Source organism: Clostridium sp. AM42-4 (assembly GCF_003480105.1).
Lineage (GTDB): Bacteria > Bacillota > Clostridia > Lachnospirales > Lachnospiraceae > Brotaphodocola.
The window spans coordinates 1-21,224 of the sequence record NZ_QUIK01000029.1; the positions used below are offsets into that span (position 1 = coordinate 1).

The window sequence follows — 21,224 nt, forward strand, 5'->3', positions numbered from 1 at the left end:
AGTTCGGAGCAATATGCTCAAATATTTCTTTTGCCCGATTGGAAATCGGATCATTCAAAACCTTTTTTCGGTATTTTACCACCAGAATCAAATGGTAATATAATAAAAATACCGAATGTGCATTACTATCCAATTTTCTCATAGAAATCAGCCTTTCTTATTATTTCGACTGATTATATTTTATCATATATTGCTCTATATGTCTATATTCTTATCGAATGTATGTTCTTTTTCTGTCAGCACAGATATGTGCACTATCGAATCATGCCAGTTATTGCATATCAGGAATCAAAAGCAGGCAATTCATCCCACTAGCTGAAGAGGATGGGAGAATTCTTGCAGTGTTACGTTAAAAAAAGGGAATCCTCCAAAGAAGATTCTCTCCATGCTCATTTCCGGCATTCTCACTGCCAAAAACATTCTGATCGTATTTGTCCTAATTGGGATGATGACGGCCCTGTGGCATGCCTGCGGGACGATCCCGTTTATCATCTGCCACGCAGCAAAACTCTTACGCCCTGAGGTGATCCTGCTTGTCTCATTCCTGTTAAACTGTGCACTTTCCGTGCTGACCGGAACCTCGTTTGGCACGGCAGCTACCATCGGCGTCATCTGCATGGCCATGGGAGTTTCTGCAGGTGCAAGCCCGCTGCTTCTCGGAGGTGCCATTCTCTCCGGAGCCTTTTTCGGGGACCGCTGTTCCCCATTTTCCACCAGTGCGCTGTTAGTCAGCGAGCTGACGAAGACCAGCATCTTTGACAACATCAAAAACATGGTCCGCACCGCATGGTTTCCGTTTCTTCTGACCTGCATCCTGTACGGAGTCCTCGGCTTTCAGCTGCACAGCCAAACCGAAACGACGGATCTTACCTCCCTGTTTGGGCGGGAGGTTGTGCTTCACCCGACAGCCATCCTGCCAGCCGTTGTGATCCTGATCCTCGCACTGATGCGGATCCCGGTTAAATTCGCTATGCTTGCCAGCATTGCCGCTTCGCTGGTCGTCGGCTTTTTCATTCAGGATCTGGCTGTTACAGACCTGCCGCAGCTGCTTTTATCTGGCTACCATGCTGCAGACCCAGAGGCTGCCACATTTCTTGATGGAGGCGGTATTCTCTCCATGGTGAAGGTCGCAGCGATCGTATGCATCTCCTCATCCTATGCCGGTATTTTCCAGAATACCAGACTCTTAGATGGACTGAAAGCCGGGTTATCGAAGCTTGGAGCGCGTATCACCCCGTTCGGTGCGATTCTGGTGGCAGCAGCCGGCACCTCCATGATTGCCTGCAACCAGACACTCTCCATTATGCTGACAACGCAGCTTGGCCACGATCTGGAGCCCGACAATGCCTGCATGGCACTCGCCCTGGAAAACTCTGCCGTGATCGTGGCCCCGCTCATCCCGTGGTCCATCGCAGGTGCTGTTCCCCTCGCAACCATCGGAGCTCCGATGACCAGCCTGTTTGCGGCATTCTTTCTGTATCTGGTGCCGCTGTGCTATCTTTTCAGCGCCGCCAATAAAGCAGGGCATGTGCGGCACCTAAATCGGCTTTTCTAACAGTCTCTTGTAATATGCGCGTGCCTGATACAGCGCCTGAACCGGATTGTTTCCAAGGACACGGTCCTTTACTACCAGGGTTGTTGTCAGGCCCTTCGCATACTTGATAAACAGGCTGTCATGTCCACAGCACAATCCCATGATGATGTTTAAATCGACTTTTTCTTTATTTAAAAGCTTTGCCTGCAGGATCGGATTGCACATTACATTGCCGGTTACACAAGTGTATTCCGGTTTGACGCCGATATCTGTTTTTAACATGGAACCGGTTTTGCAGGCTGCGCTGTAAACCTCAAACCCGTTTAGGCGCAGGATCTTTGCCAAAATCCGGCTTTCTTCCAGGAGACCGATGCAGGTCGCGATTCCCAGCTTTTTCGCGCCGATGCGTCTTGCAAACTCGATGGTCTCTTCCACACGGGTATATCTGCCGTAGAATTCCCCTTCTACTTCCGCAGAAGCAATGGCTACTTTTTTGTTGACCCGGTTTTCATACAGGTGCGCGATCTCCTGCAGCTCTTCCTCAGTCAGTGCTGCGGTCGCGCAAAATTCCGGATAGTCTCCGTTATGCTTTTTGCAGCCGCATTTTCCGCAATCCACACAGCTGAAGCCTGTCTGTTTTTTATCACTCATGTTTTCGTTCTCCTCTCCCAAAAGTCATGGCTTACTTTTGTTTCAGTGTTTGTTCCACCCGGTCCAGCGTCTCTTTTAACTGGCTGCGCGGACAGCCGAAATTCAGCCGTACAAAACCGTCCAGTCCATATGTTTTTCCATCATTGAAATGGACTCTGGCTTTTTCCAGGAAAAACGCATAGGGATCTGTGATTCCTGTTTCCCGGGTATCGATCCAGACAAGATACGTAGCCTGGTTATGTACCGCCTTCAGTCCCGGAATTTCTGAGATCCGCACCTCCAGATAGTCACGATTTGCCCTCAGGTAGTCCCGCAGTTCTTCTTTCCATGCATCACAGGAGCCATTATAAGCAGCCGTCAAGGCTGTTTCCGAAAGGATATTGCGGACCGGAAACAGGCCAAGCGTCTCTTCCTCAAAGCGCTTGCGCAGATCCGGATTCGGAATGATCGCATAAGCCAGCGGAAGCCCCGGAATATTTGCGATCTTTCCCGCACTACAGAGGGTGATGCTGTTTTGCTCGGCCTCTTTGTTCAGGCTGAAATACGGGATATGCTCCCCTTCCAGGATCAGCTCGCAGTGGATCTCATCGGCCACCACAAAAAGATCATGTTTTTTTGCAAAATCTGCAACTTCTGTAAGCTCCTGCCTCGTAAATACCCGTCCGAACGGGTTATGCGGGTTGCAGAGCACATATACACCCGTCTGCGGGGTAACTGCCTGCTCCAGTGCTTCAAAATCCATCGTATAAAACAGATTATCTTCTTTCATCGGAATCTCTGTCACAGCGGCCCTGGCTTCCTGCGGCAGACGGCGGATATGCGTGTACATTGGCGTGGAATAAAGAATACTTCCACCTCCCACCCGACACGCCAGATTGGCACCAGGCATCACACTCGGGATCCAGACGATCTATTCCGGCTGCACCATCACCTGATAGCGGCGTTTATAGTGTCCGACCACGGCTTCCTCTGCTTCTTTTGGAGACGCTGGATAACCGAATACGCCCTGTTCCAGTCTCTTTTTTACTGCATCCAAAAGTGGTTTTGGTGCCTGAAAATCCATGTCTGCCACCCACATTGGCAGAAAATCTCCGCCCTGGCGGTCCCATTTTGCACAGTTCGTTCCTCTCCGGTTCAGGATCTGATCAAATTGTACCATATTTCATCCTCTCAATCTATGATATTAGGGTAATTTTATATCTGATAGTCGTAATCATTTGGTAAAATACGCTGCAGGAAGGCACGCATGCGCGGATTTTTCGGTGCTGTCAGAAGCTCCTTCGCTGTCCCGGGTCCACAGAGCGAAGCGCTGTCAGAAAGCTTCCTGACAAAAATGCGGCTGCACTGATGCCAAGTGCCAGCACTGCGATCCCAAGCGCCGGGATCACGGTTGCATTTACCGTCCATCCATACGTCTTTGCCAGTGCGTTAAAGCCATTTTTGATGCTCAAATATAAGATCAGCAAAAGAAGAATGGTCGGAATCCCCCGAATCAGATGCACATACGCATTCGCCAGATAGCGGAACCACTTCTTTTTATTTCTCGCTGCTGCCAGAAAAATTCCGAGAACCAGTCCGGTCAGCATGGCAGCCGTTGCCGCAAAAAAACACACCGTAACCTGCTTCATGCAGACCAGGAATACCTCCCAGGTAAACACCCAGTCAAATTGGAATGTTACCATACACATTTCCTCCTGTTACGCAAACGCCAGATGACGCTGTAATTTCGCAAATACCAGTTCCAGGAGTAAAGACATCAGCACCTTGCGCGGATGCTCCGCAGTCGGCGGATTCTGTGCATCCGTGTCCGAAGCGTTTCCCTGCGCACTGTTCTAATCTGCCGTATTGCTGGCCGCCGCACCAGTATCTGCTGCATTGGCATCTGCCGCACCAGTTCCGGATGCATTGCTTTTTTTCATAATCGTTTGCTCCTCTCTTCTTAGCCGGGTATCATGTTTTCTGATCCACCATCCAACGTCTCCATTCATATACACTGGACCATGTTCCATTACCGGATACTCATGCAGGAACAAAAAAAGGAGACCCCGCAAAAATACCATGACTGATATTTCTGCAGAATCTCCGGTTTGTCCGGTCAATCCTGACGTCTGATGATACTAGAATTAACGTACCCTTATTTTCTCGTGTTTTTCCATCTGGACCAGTGCCCCATCCTGAAAGACCAGTACGATGGAGCCGTACTGTAAAGTGCCTGCAAGTGCCTGAATGTCTGCGATCTGCTCATCACAGATTGGATTCAGCCCTTGTCATATACTTAAATTGTTATTTGATCAGCAGGGATTTTCCAGTCATTTCTTTCGGCTGTTCCATGCCCATCAGCTCAATGAGAGTCGGCGCGATATCTGCCAGACAACCGCCCTCTCTTAACTTATAAGCCGGATCTGCATTGACCAGAATAAACGGAACCGGGTTGGTGGTATGTGCGGTCCACGGCTCACCGGTGCTGTAATCCACCAGCTGCTCTGCATTTCCGTGGTCTGCGCAGATAAACAGCACACCGTTCACTTCCTTGATGGCATCGACTGCTCTGCCGACGCAGGCATCTACCGTCTCGATCGCCTTGATGGCTGCGCTCTCCACTCCGGTATGGCCGACCATATCCGGGTTCGCGAAGTTGATGATGATGACATCGTACTTGCCGGACTTAATGCAGTCTACCAGCTTGTCGCAGACAGCCGGTGCGCTCATCTCCGGCTTTAAGTCGTAGGTTGCTACTTCCTTCGGGGACGGAACCAGAATGCGGTCTTCGCCCGGGTTCGGCTCCTCGACACCGCCGTTAAAGAAGAAGGTTACATGCGCATATTTCTCGGTCTCTGCGATACGGGCCTGCTTTAAGCCGTGCGCAGCCAAAAACTCACCAAAGGTATTGGTGATGCTCTCTTTCTTGAATGCAACCAGCTTGTTCTCGATAGTCTCGTCATAATCGGTGAAGCAGACAAAGGTTGTCTTGATGCGCTCGCCGCGGTCAAAGCCGGTAAATTCATCATCACAGAAAGTGCGGGTCAGCTGACGTGCACGGTCCGGACGGAAGTTAAAGAAGATCACGGAATCGCCGTTTTTGATGGTTGCGACCGGAGCACCGTTTTCGGTGATAACAGTTGGCATCATAAATTCATCGGTCTTGCCGTCGTCGTAAGAAGCCTGGATTGCATCTGCTGCATGCTCTGCGTGAACGCCCTCGCCTTTGGTCAGCGCATTGTAGGCTTTCTCCACGCGATCCCAGTTTTTATCACGGTCCATGGCATAATAACGACCGGAAACAACACCCACCTTGCCGACGCCCAGCTCTGCCATCTTCGCTTCCAGTGCTTCCACGAACTCTTTTCCGGAAGTCGGCGGGGTATCACGACCATCTAAGAAGCAATGAACATAAACTTTGGAAAGCCCGTTTCTCTTAGCCAGTTCCAGCAATCCGTAAATATGGGTGATGTGGCTGTGTACACCGCCGTCGGATACCAGACCGAACATATGCAGCGCGGAATCGTTCTTCTTGCAGTTCTCAACTGCTGCCATCAGCTCCTCATTCTGGAAGAAATCGCCATCCTCGATAGACTTGGTGATGCGGGTCAGCTCCTGGTATACGATGCGGCCTGCACCCATATTTAAGTGGCCAACCTCAGAGTTACCCATCTGTCCGTCCGGCAGACCAACTGCCAGACCGCTTGCCTGACCCTTTACAAACGGGCACTGGCTCATAAGCTGGTCCATGACCGGGGTCTTGCCCTCGCAGACTGCGTTTGCCTCACAATTATCGTTTAATCCGTATCCATCCAGGATCATTAATACCACTGGTCTTTTTTCCATGACTTGTTCTCCTTTTTCTTTAACGACCGGATTCCGGTCCGATGGCTGCTGTTTTCCATGCGGCAGACAGCAGCTCTTTTCCTGCATTCCCAATATGGTTTGTCTAAATTTTGACGAATCAGTTATATTGTACTTCAAGAAAAACAATAATGCAAGGTGGAATTCTGATTCTGCGAAGATTTCTCGTTGCCGTTCACACGTGCGTGCCCGGCAACGGGATTTTGCCGATGCTTCGCATTCCAAATCGGCAAAATCTGCTACCAGAACTGTATCTTACGGAATTTTCAGTTCAGAAAATTCCTACCCGTATACAGCAACCAGGTTTCCACTCATTGCTTCTCTGATGTCGCCGGAATCTTCCCGAGCCGCACCTGCTCCAGATACTCAGCCAGATCCTTCTCCACATCCGCAAACAGATATCGCTTGCCGGGCTTTACCAAATGCCCCCGGTCTTCCTCGATCTGGCGGCTGACACGCTCCATGTCCTCTTCCAGATCACTGGCTGACATAAGAAGGCAGCCCTGGCTGCGGATGATGACCTGCTCCAGTCCATCGGAGGTTGCCACGGTCACCCGGTATTTCTTTCCCATCTGATGGGCAAATTTTTCGATGTACTGATCTGCGGTCTCTGCTTCTTTCGTGTAAACCACGTGAATATTGTGGTAATCCTCCGTGCTTCCGACTCCGCCGCTCACCTTATAAGCATCAAATACCACGATCAGGTTGTATTTGCGGTATCCCTGGTAATTGCAGAGCATGTCCATGAGGCGGTGACGCGCACCGTCCAGTGTGACCTTCATCAGCTCCCGAAGCTCCTCCCAGGCATAAAGGATGTTGTAGCCATCCACCAGAAGATATTCCTCCACGGGCTCTTCCTTTTTGGTATGCGCATATTTTCCAGAATCATACACCACCTGGCGCGGGCCGCTGTCGTAAGAAAGTTTGCGCTTGCTCTCGCCATAGGTGCGGGTAAAAATGGCTTCGAGTTCTTTCTCATCAGCACCAAAGGACGCAGCACCGCCAGAGTTCGAACGGCTTCCAGTCTGCGATACGGATCTGCCAGATATCCCTCTGGCTCCAGTTCCTGCTCCCGCATTTCTGCCATCACCTGCAGACGCGCCGGTGTTCCTTCTGGCTCCGCTTCCCGCATTCCATCCGCCCGCATCATTACCGATATCCGCAGCGGCTTCCTCTCCCAGCACCGGGATTCCCGTCTGGATGTGCATGTAGTGCTTTACCTCATACCACGGTACCACAAACCCGGCTCCATGGGCACAAAATACGGAACCAGTCGGATCGGCCAGATCAAGCTCTGCCTCATAGTTGGTCTCCTGCACCACCTCCACCGCATTATGGCATGGAAAATATCCCTGCAGGACGCAGCTTAAGCGCCCGCGTCCTTTCGTGTACGACACGACCTCCCGCTGGTAATTCTGCATGGTGGCAACCGGAACGACACCGCTTAAAAGCATATTGTCACCCTCTAGCTGCGGCGGCTCGATGGTTCCCTTCATGCGCTCTAAGTCTGTCATGGCGCGGCCCACATACTCAGACGGAACCTCCAGCTTAAATGCATAATATGGCTCTAAAATCTGCACACAGCCCTCGGCTGCCGCCTCACACAAACCCTGACGGACTGCCCGGTAGGTAGCCTGGCGGAAATCGCCGCCCTCGGTGTGCTTCAAATGCGCACGCCCGGCAATTAGCGTGATCTGCATATCGGTGATCTCCGAACCGGTGAGCACGCCCCGGTGACGTTTTTCCTCCAGATGGGTCAAGATCAGGCGCTGCCAGTTCCGGTCCAGAAAATCCTCACTGCAGCGGGCAGAAAACTGCAGGCCGCTGCCCGGCTCACCCGGCTCCATCAGAAGATGGACCTCCGCATAGTGCCGCAGCGGCTCAAAATGCCCCACGCCCTCTACGGTCTGCGTGATCGTCTCTTTGTATACAATGCTGCCTGCATCCAGGCGGATATCCACACCAAAACGCTCTGCCACCAGACTCCTCAGCACCTCGATCTGCACCTCGCCCATAACCTGCACCTGTATCTCCTGTGCCTGCTCATTCCAGGTAATGTGAAGCTCCGGCTCCTCCTCCTCAAGCTGCTTTAAATCCGCCAGCATTTTGTGGGCATCGCAGCCCTCCGGCAGCTCCACACGGTAGTTTAAAACCGGCTCCAGAACCGGAAGCTCGGATTCTGCCTCCGTTCCGATGCCCTGGCCCGGATACGTTGTCACCGGACCGGTCACCGCGCAGATCATGCCTGGCACAGCCTCATTCACCAGCTCATATTTTGTGCCGGAATACATGCGGATCTGGTTGACCTTCTCCGGCTCTTTACCCTTCACCTCCAGAAAATCCTTCACCTTTAAACTGCCCGACGTAATCTTTAAGTGAGTCAGGCGGGCTCCCTGGTCGTCGCGGGAAATCTTGAAGACCTTTGCGCCGAACGCCACGTCAGGATTCACATGTGGAAGTTCTCCATTCAGGTCCCCTTTTGAGCATGCGTTGCCAGACATTCCGGCATCCATCCATCTCTCCAACCCGACAAGCAGTTTCTCCACGCCCTGCAGCTTCAGCGCCGACCCGAAATAGCACGGAAACAGCTTCCGCTGCCGGATCAGCCTGCGGATGTCTTCCTGCGCAATGCTTCCGTTTTCCAGATACTGCTCCAAAAACTCCTCATCGGACATGGCGATGGTTTCCCAGATTTCCTCCGGAACCGCATCTTCCGGACCATCCAATGCCGCAAAATCCACGCAGGAATCGTTCAGCCGCTTTTTCAGCTCTGCCATCAGCGCTTCGCGGTCCGTTCCCGGCTGGTCCATCTTGTTGATAAAAAGGAAGGTTGGAACCTGATAACGCTTTAGCAAGCTCCACAAGGTCTCTGTGTGGCCCTGCACACCATCTGCCCCGCCGATCACAAGCACCGCATAATCCAGCACCTGCAGCGTCCGCTCCATCTCCGCAGAAAAGTCCACGTGTCCAGGTGTATCAAGCAGTGTTACCGTCGTATCGCCAAGCTGGCAGACCGCCTGCTTGGAAAAAATGGTAATGCCCCGCTCCCGCTCCAACGCATAAGTATCCAGATAGGCATCGCGGTTATCCACGCGCCCCAGCTTCCGTATCGTTCCTGATGTATATAAAACCGCCTCGGACAAGGTTGTCTTGCCCGCATCCACATGGGCCAGAAGGCCGATGCAGCGATAGTTCTTTGCTTTTTCCTGCTCCTGTAAGCCCATAAAAAAGCCTCCTTCTGTGATCGCATAATGCAAAAATTATACCACAGAAGGAGACTACTTTCCATACTCCACCTGACGGATCTGGTACTCCAGCCCGTTTTTATTTTCTTCTATGACCATGGCGGTCAGTTTCTTTTTCCACACACATCCGGTATCCAACCCAATGCAGCCATACTCCGGAAGCGGCTGCTTTCTTCCAGCAACGATCTGCCTGCAGGTGCCATCTCCCGGAAGCATCCGTGGATGTCTCCGACCACGATCGTTCTCACCGTTTTCTCTCCGCTTCCTTCCTAATATATTCCGAAACCTTTCCCAGCTCCTGCGCTGCATCCAGTCCATAGGATTCGATGCAGCGCCGCAGATTGGCTTCGGTTTCCTGTTTTTTATTCTACAGTCTGCGGGGCGTTCTGACAATCAACCTGTAGTTTAATCCAATGATATTGCAGTCAAATGGATACAATTGCGTTGACAGCAACGCCAAATGCTACAGTTCCAGTTCCTGCGCAATCTCGCCCAGGGTCTTTGCCGACTGGATCAGCCGTGTTGTCTCATCTTCATTCAGTGAAACCGGTACATGGGTTTCTACGCCGTCCGCACCCAGGATTGCCGGCATGCTGAGTGCAATATTGTGGATGCCATATTCCCCGTGCATCATGGAGGACACCGGCAGAATGGAACGCTCATTGCGGATGATGCAGGCGCAGATCCGACGCACCGACATAGCAATGCCGTAATAGGTTGCCTGCTTTTTGGCAATGATGTCGTAGGCGCTGTTTTTCACCGACTCCGCGATCTCGTCCAGCTTCTCCCTCGGATTTTCATATCCGCGCATCTCACAGAATGCATCCAGCGGAATTCCGGAGATGTTGGTGCTGCTCAATACCGCGATCTCGCTGTCACCGTGCTCTCCCACAATATAAGAATGCACGCTGCGGCTGTCGACCTGCAGATGCTGTCCCAGCGCATATTTCATGCGTGCAGTATCCAGAACGGTCCCGGAACCAATGACGCGGTTTTCCGGCAATCCACTTAAACGAAGTGCCACATACGTCAAAATATCCACCGGATTTGACACGATCAGCAAAATCCCGGCAAAATTCCGGCTGGCGATCTCAGGAATGATGCTTTTATAGATTTCCGTATTCTTGTGCACCAAATCCAGCCGCGTTTCATCCGGCTTCTGGTTCGCCCCGGCCGTCACGATAATGATGGCCGCATCCGCGATATCATCATAATCACCTGCATAGATTTTCATGGGAGCCGCAAACGGAATACCATGGGAAATATCCTTCGCTTCCCCATCTGCCTTGTCGGTATTCACGTCCAGAAGTACCAGCTCCGAAAATAATTTGCTCTGCATGAGCGTAAACGCTGTCGCAGAGCCAACAAAGCCGCAGCCAATGACTGCGGCTTTTCTGGATTTCAACACATTTCCCATAAGGCCCTCGCTTTCCCGGATCAGTTCACGCATAATATGTGCGCTTCTGCTCCAGCCATTATTTTTTGCTGCGGTTTACACATTAGGGTGTTGTGCGCAAGAAATTTCCTGCCCTCATCATCCCGCAGCCTTTCTATGTCTAGTCTTTGTGAGAAATGGATTTACTATACCAGTTCTATGATTTTTTATTGATTTGATAGACGCAAAACCTTTTATAAGTCCTCGCAAATGTTTATAAAACCTTGCGAAAATGGCTTAAAATCAAGGTTTTCCGCATATCGTCATTTATCTTGCCGTATCTCCACATAATCTCGTTTTGTAAGCGCGGGCGGCAAAAAAGCGTCAAGCGCAGCACCGAAAATGAAGGAGGACGACATGAAAAACGTACTTTTAGACAAGGGTATTATACTCCCGTCCGGCGAAATCAACAAGGATAAAATCAACCTTGTAGCCGGAGCAATCACGCAGCCGTTCGCGGAAATGGTATGGGTAACGACAGGCGGCGACATGGAAACCATTAACCGCTTGACGGACGTATTTGTAACCATGAACACCCCCGCAGACAGGGAAAAACTTTTTAAGGTTGTCAAGCTGCTGTACGGGCTTATGGGCTTGCCCTTTTCTGAGGAAGCCGAGCCTATGGGCGCAGACCCCGACGTATTGGAATACTTCCTGTTTTCCCTTACGGCTGACTTTGGCGAAGTCATGCAGGACATAATCGCCGACGACAATTAAATACAGACCCGCACAGGCGGCGTTTCTTACTCCCACACCGGGAGAACAGGAACGCCGCTATTTTTATGCCCTCATGTTACGCAGTAGGAGCAGAAAAAGCCTTGATTTATGCGGTTTTGCGGGCGCGTTTTTCGTGCGGTAAGGGATTTATACCTTTTCCCTCAAAATCGCCGTTCTACTGCGTAACAAATCCACAGCAAAGGAGTGATGAAGCTATGGCAGTTTTCCGCGTGGAAAGGACAACGGGCTACACCGTAATGAGCAACCACCACTTACGCAACAAGGAGCTTACCCTAAAGGCAAAGGGGCTGCTTTCTCAAATGCTGTCACTTCCCGAAAATTGGGACTATACCCTTGCGGGGCTGTCCTACATCAACCGGGAAAGTATCGACGCTATCCGTACCGCCATTTGGGAGCTTGAAAAAGCCGGATATATCACAAGGCGGCAGGGGCGCGACGAGAAAGGAAAAATGACCGCTATCGAGTACACCATTTACGAGCAGCCGCAGCCGCCGGGATTGGATTATCCGATATTGGAAAATCCAACAGCGGCTAACCCGATATTGGAAAATCCGACAACGGATAATCCGACGTCGGAAAATCCAACGCAAATAAATAAAGATATATCAAGAACTAACTTACCAAAAAAAGAAAAATCAAATACGGATTTATCAATTACCCATTCCATTCCTATCCATTCCGGGCGTTTGGAACAAACGCCTATCCCTCTGCCTTATGGCGAGGACGAAACGGCACAGCCGCAGGAAAGGAAAAGAACGGAAAGGAACGACGCTTATAGAGTGTATGAGGAAATCATCAAGGACAATATCGAGTATGACATTCTCTTGCAGGATATGAAGTTTGACCATGACCGTCTGAATGAGATTGTTGACATTATCCTTGAAACACTCTGTACGTCAAGAAAGAAAATCCGTATTGCCGGGGACGATTACCCCGCCGAACTTGTGAAGTCAAAGTTTATGAAGCTGAACAGCGAACATATCCGCTTTGTGCTTGACTGTATGCAGGAGAACACCACCAAAATCCGCAACATCAAGCAGTACCTAAAGGCGGTGCTTTTCAATGCCCCGTCTACCATTGACAGCTACTATACTTCCCTTGTCGCTCACGATATGGCAAGCGGCGCACTTGCACCGAGAAAGCCGAAGTACGGCGACCCGGACTATTACACCTACAATGAGGGCGAAAGCCTGTAAACGAAAAAAGGAGGATTTACCACATGACACAGAAAACAGGAGCTTTGATTTTTGATGAAACCGCTGACCGCTACGACATTCGCTTTGATATTGCCGACTATTACGGCGGCTTGCATTGCGGCGAGTGCATGGACGTATTCACAGGCGGCAAATGGAAGCCTACCCGCATTGAGTACGGGGACAACTGGTATCTTGTAGGTATCCGCGCCGAGGATTTGAACGGGCTGCGGGTACGGATTTAACAGGGCGGCGTGAAGAACGGACGCCCTTTTTTCACGCCCAAAAGAACACTATCACTATCGGGAAAGGAGGAACGGTAAACATTGCAAGATGAAATCAACGAAAAAGTGGTTGCGCTCTCTGTCAAGGGAGCAAAGCTGACCGCTGAAATGCTGCAAAAGGCAATCAAAGCCATGCTTGCACAGGCAAAAAAGCAGCAGGAAAAACAGCCCCACGGGAAGCAGACCCTAAAGCAGCTTGCGAAGCAGAACGCGGGGCTTTCCAACATTGAGATAACCGAGGGCAATATCAAAGCCTTTGAGCAGACGGCAAAAAAATACGGTATCGACTTTGCCCTAAAGAAAGACAGCACCGAAACGCCGCCCCGTTATCTTGTATTTTTCAAGGGGCGGGACGCGGACGCTCTGACCGCAGCCTTTAAGGAGTTTTCCGCAAAGAAGCTGACACAGGAGCAAAAGCCCTCTATCCGAAAGGCACTTGCCACATTCCGGGACGCAGCAAAGCAGCTTAATGCGAACCGTCAAAAGACAAAACACAAGGACAGGGAGGTATCGCTATGAAGCCGAATATCAAGAAGCTGCTTATCCTAAACGCCCCCTATCTGCTCTTTGTGTATCTCTTTGATAAAGTCGGACAGGCGGTGCGGCTCTCTCCGGGGGCTGACCTCTCCGGCAAGCTGCTTTCCATTGGCAGCGGCTTTTCTGCCGCCTTTTCAAATGCCCTGCCGAGTTTCGCCCCTATGGACTTGCTTATCGGCATTGTCGGGGCTGTCGTTATCCGGCTTGCGGTCTATGTGAAAGGCAAGAACGCAAAGAAATACCGTAAGGGCATGGAGTACGGCTCTGCACGTTGGAGTGCATAATTTTAAGTGTAAATGACACATCAGCAAGAAAGTGAAAACGGGCATTAAGACCAAAGGTATGAGTGGAAAGCCGATTGTCACCGAAGCCCCTTACGGCTATGTCAAAGACCCGGACAACAAGGATTTTTGGATAATCGACGAAGAAGCCGCCGAGGTTGTCCGTTTGATTTTCCGTCTGTTTATCGGCGGGAAAAACCGCAACCAAATCGCCGTACATCTGACACAGGAGCAAATCCCAACCCCCACTTTCTACATGAAAGACCGCGGGCGGGGAACCTGTAAAAATAAGACGCTCAACGAGGATAACCGCTGCAAGTGGAACAAAGTCACCTTGACCAATATCCTCACACGGCAGGAGTATTGCGGCGATGTGGTCAACTTCAAGACCACAAAGCATTTCCGGGATAAACATAACCACTATGTAGACCGGAGCCAGTGGCACATCACAGAAAATGTGCATGAGCCGATTATCAGCCGCAGCGATTTTGAAACCGTACAGCGGATTTTGGAAAACGCACCCGTCAGACGCCCCAACGGGGACGGGGAAATCCACCCTTTATCCGGCTTGCTTTTCTGTAAGGACTGCGGCGCAAAAATGCACATTCGTATAGATTACCGGAACGGCGGCAAGCGGCACGTTGCTTTTTGCAGCGAGTACCACAAGGGAAAAGCCAAGAACCCCAAATGCCATTCCCCGCACATCATGGACGCGGACTTGCTCATGCAGACCATCGCGGAAGTGCTGAAGAAAATCGAGGACTATTCTATCAGCAACCGGGCGGAGTTTGAAGCATTAGTGAAAAAGAACCTTGCCATGCAGCAGACCGACCAGACCAAAAAGCAGCAGAAGCGTATTCCGCAAATCACGACGCGCCTTGAACAGATTGACAAGGTGCTGAACAAGCTCTATGAGGACAACGCCCTCGGCACGATCCCGCAAGACCGTTATGAGCAGATGTCGCAGAAGTATTCGGAAGAATACTACACGCTGAAAGCGGAGCTTGCCACGCTCCAAGAACAGCTATCCGCTTATGAGAACGCGGGAGGACGGGCGCAGAAGTTTTTGAAGCTGACGGAACGCCATGCCGCCTTTACCGAGCTTACCCCCGCCATTCTCAACGAGTTTATCAGCCGGATTGAAGTGCATGAGCGCGACCAGAAAAGGGCGAGATACGCAATCCAGCACATCAGCATATATTTCAATTATATCGGCAAGTTTGAGAACGAAGTGACACAGCTTGCAGAGCCGACCGAGCAGGAAATCCGGCAAATGCGGGAGGAAATCGAAGAAGCCAAAAAGGAAAAGAGCCGCGCCTACCACCGGCAGTATTCAAGGGAGTACCGGGCGAGAAACCTTGAAAAGCAGCGGGAGTATGACCGCATGAAAGCGCGGGAATACCGGGCAAGGCGAAAGGCGCAGGCAGCCGCCGCACAGCCCACACAGTAAAACAGAATAACCGTCAACCAAGAGGGATTTCCCGAACTACGGGAAACCCCTCTTTTGCGCCCAAAGAAAGGAGCCGCCTATGGCAGAACAGACCCCCGACAGTATCATTACGACCCAGAGGAACGGGCAGACCATTGTTGCGGAGTTATTTTTCAATCACAGCAGCACAGAAACATTCCGCGACAAGCTGCTCAAACTGGCACTTGCCGACAGCTCGCGTTTATCCGCGTCTGACGGTCAAGAGCCGGAAAAAACAGAAATCTTGCGATAACAGCCGCCCTGACGATACACTCCCCGTCCGGGCGGTTTCTATTTGAAAATCCTCATTTTCCCCAAGTCAAGAGCCGGGAAAAACAGCCGAAAAATGCCCCTATTGCGTAACAGGGGCGCAGAAAGGAGAGTTTATGAGAACAGGGCTTACGAAGCAGGAAAAGACCACCGATATTTGGTTTGACGAGAAAGACCCCCTTATCCATATCCGCACCCACAACACCGACTTAAAGAAGCGGCTTGCCGCCTACGCCGGACAGCACCCCGACCAGTGCCGCCAGACCGACGCAGACCCCGAAACGGACTGCATGGAGTTTGATATTGCAAAGGGGCGTTTCTCTTTCCGTCTGACCGCCCCATACAACGAGGAACGGCGGGAAGCTGCGCGGCGGTCTGCCAGAGAAAACAAGGCCACTGACAGGTTGAAATGAGGTGGATTTATTCATAACCATGTGCTATGATATTTATAGATAGTGAAACTTCCTTTCAATTTTTTCGTCTATACAAGTAACAGAGAAGAACAGGAGGCTTGTTCCATGAGAAAAAAGAGATTGATGATTGCAATAGCTTGTATCATTTTAGTAGGTATCGCGGTAATCGTATTTTTTTCACAACAGGGGAAAAAACCGTATAAGGATTTGGACGCAGCGCAGATTGTTTCCGCTAAAGTGTTATTAACACCGCCAGACAAAACGATTGAGATTGAAAATATCCAAGAATTAGTTGAATATTTGAATGATGTTGTTGTCTATAATGAGGATAATTCTTACACAGAGTATGATGGACAAGGCGTTGTTTTTACCTTGACTATGGTAGACGGTACACAAACAGATATTATGGCGTATAACCCATTTATTGTCATTGACGGTATCGGTTATAAGACAAAATATGAGCCATGTGAAGCACTCAACAGCTATGCAAATGAATTACTAAACTCTGGGACTGCCAATATAATTTTGGAAGAACCGCCCACATTAAGCGTTGTGAGTGACGAAACCGCTATCGGTGCAGTATTAGGAACTTATTCGTGGCAAAAAACAAATATTGACGGAACTGCTGAAAGCACAATAGCTGATAGCCCACACCCGTTAGAGTGCAAGGATCTGTTGTCCCCGCCATTTGAAACAACAGAAACAACAGCTACATTAAGATTTACAGAAGACCCAGATACAATTTTAAGTGTGCAGTGCTGGAGTGACGAACATTGGGGAGAGCCTGCTACAAACAGCGAAGATGTAACTATTGTTGGAAACGTACTCACTCTTAAACTGGGCGGATATATTTATGAAGTAACAGCTGAATGGAATACTGAAAATGGCTATGGCGGAACAGCAAGCTATTTTATATATTTGAAAACAGCAGACTGAAATTGAATAGCCACCCACAAGGGCAGCCGAGAAAATCGACTGTCCTTTTTCTATGCCGACAGGCAGAAAGGAGCGACCACCCATGACGAAACCGAGAACAAAAACCTTTGAAGAACTGACCGCCGAGATTGAGGACGGAAAGAAGAAAATTCGGCAGTTTGAGAACCGGGAAAAAATGTTGCGTCAGAAGTTATCCAAAGAGGAACGCAGAACGCGCAGCCACCGCCTTATCGTCCGGGGCGCAGTCTTTGAAAGCATTGTGCCGGAAGCAAAGAACATGACCGACGAGGAAGCCACAGCACTTCTCCGGCTTGCCTTGACGAGTGAACCAGCGCGGGAATATCTGAAAAAACGAGCCGAGGGAGCGACAAGCTGAAAATCCCTTAGGAACTAAGGGCGCACTTATACACCCTTGCGGGCGTGTGCGCTCTGCCGAGGGCTTATCTCCGCACAGGGAGATTTCCCCGCGCTCCGATATGGCGGCTTTGCCGCAACAAGGGGCTGCACCCCTTGCGCCGCTTTGCGGCTATCCCTGCACACCCACAAAAACAGTACACCCGCCGTTGGCGTCTGTACCTTTTTTGCGGGTTTTATTATCCTATCCGGGAGGTGATACCCATAGCCATTTACCATTGGAACATCGGCATTGTGAGCCGAGGAAAAGGCAAATCAGCCGTTGCCGCAGCCGCCTACCGAAGCGGCGAAAAGCTGACAAACGAATGGGACGGAATGACCCATGACTACACCCGCAAAGGCGGCGTTGTCCATACAGAAATCATGCTGCCGCCCCACGCGCCACCCTCATTCTCTGACCGTTCAACCTTGTGGAACAGCGTGGAGCTTTACGAGAAAGCCGGGAACGCCCAGCTTGCCAGAGAGATTGACGCGGCGCTCCCCATAGAATTATCCAGAGAGGAACAGATCCGGCTTGTCCGGGAATACTGTTCCTCTCAATTTGTTTCCAGAGGAATGTGTGTGGATTTTGCTATCCACGACACCAACAGCGGCAATCCCCATTGTCATATCATGCTGACTATGCGCCCCCTTGACGGGCGCGGCGCGTGGGCGGCGAAATCCAAAAAGGAATATGACCTTGATGAAAACGGTGAGCGTATCCGCTTGCCAAGCGGCAGATACAAGACGCACAAAATTGACCTTACAGGCTGGAACGACAAGGACAACACCCTTTTGTGGCGCAAGGCGTGGGCTGACTATACCAACGACTTTTTGGAGAGAAACGGAAGCCCGGAGCGTATCGACCACCGCAGCAACGCCGAGCGCGGCATTGACGAGATACCCACCGTCCACATGGGCGTGGCGGCTTGCCAGATGGAGAAGAAAGGTGTAGCCACCGAGAAAGGCGAACTGAACCGAAATATCCAAAAAGCAAACCGCCTTATACGGGAAATCCGGGTGCAGATTGGGAAGCTCAAAGAATGGATTGCCGACCTGTTCAAAGTGTGGGAAACCGCCCCGAAGCAGCCGCCGCAATCTCCCAACCTTGCAAATCTGTTGATGAAGTATTTGAGCGTTCAGAGAGAAAAGAGCCGGAAGTATTCGCAAAGTTGGCAGCACCAACACGCAGCCGACGAACTGAAAACCATAGCGGCAGCGGTCAACTATCTTTCCGAGCATGGTATCTCTAATCTTGACGAGCTGGACGCTTCTCTTTCCTCTGTCAGTGATAGAGCCTATTCAATCCGGGAGGGAATGAAAACCGCCGAGGAACGCATGAAGAAGCTGCAAAAGCTAATTGAATACGGGAAGAACTACACAGAGTACAAGCCCATTCACGATGAACTGAAAAAGCTGCAAAACGGCTGGACAAACAAGCGCGATAAGTACGAGGAAGCCCACCGCGCCGAGCTGACCCTATGGAACGCAGCAAGTCGCTATCTCCATGCAAATCTGCCGAAAGGAACAAAGACCTTGCCTATTGCGGAATGGGAACAGGAATATGCTGACCTCAAAACACAGAGGGACAGCGATTATACCAAACTGAAAGATACCCGCACCAATGTTTCAGAGCTTCAAAAAATCCGCAAATGCGTGGATATTGCACTCCGCGCCGACCAACCGGAGCAGACGCAGAGCTGCACCAAACGGCATGATATAGACCGCTGAAAGGAGTTGAACTTTTATGTATTACACCCAAGAACAGATAGACCGCGCCAACCAAGCCGACCTTGTTTCTTTCCTGCAATCACAGGGCGAGCAGCTTACCCGTGCCGGAAATGAATACCGCTGGAAGCGGCACGACAGCTTGACTATCCGGGGAAACAAATGGTACAGGCACAGCCAAAGCAAAGGCGGCGGCCCCGTTGATTTTGTCATGGAGTTTTTCGGCAAGAGCTTCACCGAAGCCGTTGAACTGCTGACAGGCGAAAAAGGAGCCGCCCCGCCGCCGGACAGACCAAGCCCCGCGCCCCTATCCGACTTCCGACTGCCACCCCGCAGCACCGACAACCGCATAGCGAGGAACTACCTCACAGCAGCCCGCCGCATTGATGAAGATGTGACGGGCTTTTTCTTTTCCACCGGGGATATTTACGAGGAAGCCGCCCACCATAACGCCGTATTTGTCGGCAGAGATGAAAGCGGCATACCGCGATACGCCCATCAGCGCGGCACAGCCGGGAGTTTTCGGCTTGATGTGAAAGGCAGCGACAAAGCCTTTAACTTCTGCTACCGTGGCGAGGACGAAAGGTTGTTTGTCTTTGAAGCCCCGATAGACCTCTTATCTTTCCTCTGCCTGTTCAAAAAGGACTGGCAGAAGCAAAGCTATCTGGCGTTGGGCGGCGTGGGAGAAAAAGCCCTGTTGCGCTTTCTCTCTGACCGTCCGAACATCAAGACCGTGTACCTCTGCCTTGACAGCGATCAAGCCGGAAACGACGCTTGCAGCCGCCTTGCAGAGCTTGTGCCGGAGGGCTTGACCGTCCATCGGCTTATCCCTCTTTTCAAGGACTGGAACGAGGTATTGCAGCACCGGGCAGAAATCACAGACGGGAAGTATTTGCGGGAAGCAATCTACGGCTTGAAAGAGCCGCCGCAGGAAGAAACCGTTGAGATTATCCGCATGAGCGAGGTTGACACACAGACCGTTGAATGGCTATGGGAGCCGTATATTCCCTTTGGGAAAGTAACCATTGTGCAGGGCAATCCCGGCGAGGGCAAGACCACTTTTGCCCTACGCCTTGCCGCCGCCTGCACCACCGGGGGAACGCTGCCGGGAATGAAGCCCTTGCCGCCATTCCAAGTAATTTACCAGACCGCCGAGGACGGGCTGGGCGATACCGTCAAGCCACGCTTGATAGAAGCCGCCGCAGACCTTGACCGGGTACTTGTGATTGATGAAGCCAAGCGGGAGCTTACCCTCTCCGACGAGCGCATAGAAAAGGCAATCACGCAGACCGGGGCGCGGCTGATTATCCTTGACCCCATACAGGCGTACATGGGCGAAAAGACCGACATGAACCGGGCAAACGAAGTGCGCCCCATGTTCCGCCGCCTTGCCGATGTTGCCGAGCGTACCGGGTGCGCCGTTATCCTTATCGGACATCTCAACAAAGCTGCCGGAGGGCAGAGCGCATACCGGGGCTTAGGTTCTATCGACTTCCGCGCCGCAGCAAGGAGCGTCCTGCTGATCGGGCGCGTGAAGCGAGAGCCGAATGTGCGCGTTATCGTCCATGACAAATTTTCCCTTGCGCCGGAGGGCAAGCCCGTTGCCTTTTGCCTTGACCCGGAAACGGGCTTTTCATGGATAGGCGAATACGACATCACCGCCGACGAGCTGCTGTCCGGCGCGGGCGGGAACAACGCCACCAAGACCGAGCAAGCCGAAAGGCTGATACTTGACCTACTTGCAGACGGAAAAGAACTTGCCAGCGAGGACATTGTAAAAGCCGCAGCCGAAGCCGGAATATCCGAAAGGACGGTACAGAACGCCAAGCGCGACATGGGCGGTATTTTAGGCGCAAGGCGTGTCGGCGGTCAATGGTACAACTTCATCAAGAAGAAGCAGCCACCCGAACCCGCAAGCTGAAAGTGCAAAACGCAGACCCTTTGCACTTTGCACTTTCGCACTTTCACGATAATTTGCGTCAATAACTCAAAAAAGCACTTGACAAAACGCTTCATGGGGCAATGCCGAGGATATAAAGCCGTATATCGACCCCATTTTTGAAAATAACGTGCTGCTGACGCAGACCGAACGGCTGATGATGTCAAGCCGCCCGAAGCACCCGAAATATGCACGAAACAAAAATGTACTTGTCATCGGCGGCTCCGGCAGCGGCAAAACGAGGTTTTTTGTAAAGCCCAACTTAATGCAAATGCACAGCAGCTATGTAGTCACTGACCCGAAGGGTTACAATAATATAGGACAGAGAAAAAGTCA

The 21,224-nt window shown here is 51.2% G+C and carries 22 protein-coding genes and 3 pseudogenes; 14 read left to right on the top strand and 11 right to left on the bottom strand.

Annotated features, from left to right (window positions below; all coding sequences use genetic code 11):
• On the bottom strand, positions 1 to 142 hold a 142-nt coding region (locus DW922_RS16270), incomplete at its 3' end, for a transposase (RefSeq protein ID WP_195715092.1).
• Between the two features lie 243 nt (positions 143 to 385).
• Between DW922_RS16270 and DW922_RS16275 the strand changes: the two genes are divergently transcribed.
• Positions 386 to 1,555, top strand: a complete 1,170-nt coding sequence (locus DW922_RS16275) for a Na+/H+ antiporter NhaC family protein (protein ID WP_118721253.1) — start codon at positions 386 to 388, stop codon at positions 1,553 to 1,555.
• Here DW922_RS16275 and DW922_RS16280 read toward each other — a convergent pair.
• The 10 genes from DW922_RS16280 to DW922_RS16325 all read right to left on the bottom strand — a co-directional run bounded on the left by DW922_RS16280 (position 1,538) and on the right by DW922_RS16325 (position 10,723).
• The gene (locus DW922_RS16280) at positions 1,538 to 2,185 is read right to left on the bottom strand and encodes a DUF1847 domain-containing protein (protein ID WP_118727121.1); all 648 of its coding nucleotides are present in this window, start codon (positions 2,183 to 2,185) and stop codon (positions 1,538 to 1,540) included. The two genes, DW922_RS16275 and DW922_RS16280, sit on opposite strands and share 18 nt — an antisense overlap.
• Positions 2,186 to 2,216: 31 nt before the next feature.
• Entirely contained in the window at positions 2,217 to 3,074 is an 858-nt protein-coding gene (locus DW922_RS16285) for an aminotransferase class I/II-fold pyridoxal phosphate-dependent enzyme (RefSeq protein ID WP_118727122.1), read from the bottom strand.
• Positions 3,075 to 3,095: 21 nt separating this feature from the next.
• On the bottom strand, positions 3,096 to 3,344 hold the full coding sequence (locus DW922_RS16290) for a hypothetical protein (RefSeq protein WP_118727123.1): 249 nt from the start codon (positions 3,342 to 3,344) through the stop codon (positions 3,096 to 3,098).
• 109 nt (positions 3,345 to 3,453) lie between these two features.
• Positions 3,454 to 3,867: an ABC transporter permease subunit gene (locus tag DW922_RS16295; protein ID WP_195715094.1), complete on the bottom strand. Its 414-nt coding sequence runs from the start codon at positions 3,865 to 3,867 to the stop codon at positions 3,454 to 3,456.
• A gap of 150 nt (positions 3,868 to 4,017) precedes the next feature.
• Positions 4,018 to 4,194: a hypothetical protein gene (locus DW922_RS17520; RefSeq protein WP_154106755.1), complete on the bottom strand. Its 177-nt coding sequence runs from the start codon at positions 4,192 to 4,194 to the stop codon at positions 4,018 to 4,020.
• A 114-nt stretch (positions 4,195 to 4,308) separates the two neighbouring features.
• Positions 4,309 to 4,446 carry a YezD family protein gene (locus DW922_RS18345; protein WP_118721259.1) on the bottom strand — a complete coding sequence of 46 codons (138 nt, stop codon included), beginning with the start codon at positions 4,444 to 4,446 and terminating at the stop codon, positions 4,309 to 4,311.
• 22 nt (positions 4,447 to 4,468) lie between these two features.
• Entirely contained in the window at positions 4,469 to 6,010 is a 1,542-nt protein-coding gene (gene gpmI, locus DW922_RS16310) for a 2,3-bisphosphoglycerate-independent phosphoglycerate mutase (protein WP_118727126.1), read from the bottom strand.
• Between the two features lie 329 nt (positions 6,011 to 6,339).
• Positions 6,340 to 9,252 carry a TetM/TetW/TetO/TetS family tetracycline resistance ribosomal protection protein gene (locus DW922_RS16315; RefSeq protein ID WP_118727127.1) on the bottom strand — a complete coding sequence of 971 codons (2,913 nt, stop codon included), beginning with the start codon at positions 9,250 to 9,252 and terminating at the stop codon, positions 6,340 to 6,342.
• Between the two features lie 54 nt (positions 9,253 to 9,306).
• Positions 9,307 to 9,489, bottom strand: coding sequence for a hypothetical protein (locus DW922_RS16320; RefSeq protein ID WP_118727128.1), 183 nt, complete (start codon positions 9,487 to 9,489; stop codon positions 9,307 to 9,309).
• Positions 9,490 to 9,736: 247 nt separating this feature from the next.
• Positions 9,737 to 10,723 carry an L-lactate dehydrogenase gene (locus DW922_RS16325; RefSeq protein ID WP_243032272.1) on the bottom strand — a complete coding sequence of 329 codons (987 nt, stop codon included), beginning with the start codon at positions 10,721 to 10,723 and terminating at the stop codon, positions 9,737 to 9,739.
• A gap of 342 nt (positions 10,724 to 11,065) precedes the next feature.
• On the opposite strand from DW922_RS16325, the gene DW922_RS16330 reads away from it, so the two are divergent.
• The 13 genes and pseudogenes from DW922_RS16330 to DW922_RS16390 form a co-directional block, all read left to right on the top strand.
• Positions 11,066 to 11,425: a hypothetical protein gene (locus DW922_RS16330; RefSeq protein ID WP_118235262.1), complete on the top strand. Its 360-nt coding sequence runs from the start codon at positions 11,066 to 11,068 to the stop codon at positions 11,423 to 11,425.
• Positions 11,426 to 11,640: 215 nt separating this feature from the next.
• Positions 11,641 to 12,642, top strand: a complete 1,002-nt coding sequence (locus DW922_RS16335; protein ID WP_118235263.1) for a DUF6017 domain-containing protein — start codon at positions 11,641 to 11,643, stop codon at positions 12,640 to 12,642.
• A gap of 23 nt (positions 12,643 to 12,665) precedes the next feature.
• Complete coding sequence (locus tag DW922_RS16340; RefSeq protein WP_118235264.1) at positions 12,666 to 12,884, top strand: DUF5348 domain-containing protein; 219 nt, start codon at positions 12,666 to 12,668, stop codon at positions 12,882 to 12,884.
• Positions 12,885 to 12,965: 81 nt separating this feature from the next.
• On the top strand, positions 12,966 to 13,442 hold the full coding sequence (locus tag DW922_RS16345) for a PcfB family protein (RefSeq protein ID WP_117853068.1): 477 nt from the start codon (positions 12,966 to 12,968) through the stop codon (positions 13,440 to 13,442).
• Positions 13,439 to 13,735, top strand: a pseudogene (locus DW922_RS16350) (type IV secretory system conjugative DNA transfer family protein); the annotation flags it as partial. The gene DW922_RS16345 and the pseudogene DW922_RS16350, both read left to right, overlap by 4 nt.
• Positions 13,736 to 13,763: 28 nt before the next feature.
• Positions 13,764 to 15,191 (top strand): annotated as a pseudogene (locus tag DW922_RS16355) (recombinase family protein); the annotation flags it as partial.
• A gap of 79 nt (positions 15,192 to 15,270) precedes the next feature.
• Positions 15,271 to 15,462 (top strand): transposon-encoded TnpW family protein, encoded by a 192-nt coding sequence (locus DW922_RS16360; RefSeq protein WP_005922906.1) that lies wholly within the window; start codon positions 15,271 to 15,273, stop codon positions 15,460 to 15,462.
• Positions 15,463 to 15,595: 133 nt separating this feature from the next.
• Positions 15,596 to 15,892, top strand: a complete 297-nt coding sequence (locus tag DW922_RS16365) for a hypothetical protein (RefSeq protein ID WP_117553194.1) — start codon at positions 15,596 to 15,598, stop codon at positions 15,890 to 15,892.
• Between the two features lie 105 nt (positions 15,893 to 15,997).
• Positions 15,998 to 16,828, top strand: coding sequence for a hypothetical protein (locus DW922_RS18170; RefSeq protein ID WP_227194785.1), 831 nt, complete (start codon positions 15,998 to 16,000; stop codon positions 16,826 to 16,828).
• Between the two features lie 82 nt (positions 16,829 to 16,910).
• Complete coding sequence (locus tag DW922_RS16375; protein ID WP_118610504.1) at positions 16,911 to 17,204, top strand: DUF3847 domain-containing protein; 294 nt, start codon at positions 16,911 to 16,913, stop codon at positions 17,202 to 17,204.
• Positions 17,205 to 17,446: 242 nt separating this feature from the next.
• Entirely contained in the window at positions 17,447 to 18,952 is a 1,506-nt protein-coding gene (gene mobQ, locus DW922_RS16380) for a MobQ family relaxase (RefSeq protein ID WP_227194791.1), read from the top strand.
• A 16-nt stretch (positions 18,953 to 18,968) separates the two neighbouring features.
• A complete protein-coding gene (locus DW922_RS16385) occupies positions 18,969 to 20,870 on the top strand; it encodes an AAA family ATPase (protein WP_118727129.1) in 1,902 nt (633 codons plus the stop codon).
• An 85-nt stretch (positions 20,871 to 20,955) separates the two neighbouring features.
• A pseudogene (locus DW922_RS16390) lies at positions 20,956 to 21,224 on the top strand (type IV secretory system conjugative DNA transfer family protein); the annotation flags it as partial.

Bases quoted from the DNA above. Each gene is read 5' to 3' on its own strand.
- DW922_RS16275 (WP_118721253.1), top strand. From the start codon at position 386: ATGCTCATTTCCGGCATTCTCACTGCCAAAAACATTCTGATCGTATTT.
- DW922_RS16280 (WP_118727121.1), bottom strand. From the start codon at position 2,185: ATGAGTGATAAAAAACAGACAGGCTTCAGCTGTGTGGATTGCGGAAAA.
- DW922_RS16285 (WP_118727122.1), bottom strand. From the start codon at position 3,074: ATGCCTGGTGCCAATCTGGCGTGTCGGGTGGGAGGTGGAAGTATTCTT.
- DW922_RS16290 (WP_118727123.1), bottom strand. From the start codon at position 3,344: ATGGTACAATTTGATCAGATCCTGAACCGGAGAGGAACGAACTGTGCA.
- DW922_RS16295 (WP_195715094.1), bottom strand. From the start codon at position 3,867: ATGGTAACATTCCAATTTGACTGGGTGTTTACCTGGGAGGTATTCCTG.
- DW922_RS17520 (WP_154106755.1), bottom strand. From the start codon at position 4,194: ATGGAACATGGTCCAGTGTATATGAATGGAGACGTTGGATGGTGGATC.
- gpmI (WP_118727126.1), bottom strand. From the start codon at position 6,010: ATGGAAAAAAGACCAGTGGTATTAATGATCCTGGATGGATACGGATTA.
- DW922_RS16315 (WP_118727127.1), bottom strand. From the start codon at position 9,252: ATGGGCTTACAGGAGCAGGAAAAAGCAAAGAACTATCGCTGCATCGGC.
- DW922_RS16320 (WP_118727128.1), bottom strand. From the start codon at position 9,489: ATGCTTCCGGGAGATGGCACCTGCAGGCAGATCGTTGCTGGAAGAAAG.
- DW922_RS16325 (WP_243032272.1), bottom strand. From the start codon at position 10,723: ATGCGTGAACTGATCCGGGAAAGCGAGGGCCTTATGGGAAATGTGTTG.
- DW922_RS16330 (WP_118235262.1), top strand. From the start codon at position 11,066: ATGAAAAACGTACTTTTAGACAAGGGTATTATACTCCCGTCCGGCGAA.
- DW922_RS16335 (WP_118235263.1), top strand. From the start codon at position 11,641: ATGGCAGTTTTCCGCGTGGAAAGGACAACGGGCTACACCGTAATGAGC.
- DW922_RS16340 (WP_118235264.1), top strand. From the start codon at position 12,666: ATGACACAGAAAACAGGAGCTTTGATTTTTGATGAAACCGCTGACCGC.
- DW922_RS16360 (WP_005922906.1), top strand. From the start codon at position 15,271: ATGGCAGAACAGACCCCCGACAGTATCATTACGACCCAGAGGAACGGG.
- DW922_RS16365 (WP_117553194.1), top strand. From the start codon at position 15,596: ATGAGAACAGGGCTTACGAAGCAGGAAAAGACCACCGATATTTGGTTT.
- DW922_RS18170 (WP_227194785.1), top strand. From the start codon at position 15,998: ATGAGAAAAAAGAGATTGATGATTGCAATAGCTTGTATCATTTTAGTA.
- DW922_RS16375 (WP_118610504.1), top strand. From the start codon at position 16,911: ATGACGAAACCGAGAACAAAAACCTTTGAAGAACTGACCGCCGAGATT.
- DW922_RS16385 (WP_118727129.1), top strand. From the start codon at position 18,969: ATGTATTACACCCAAGAACAGATAGACCGCGCCAACCAAGCCGACCTT.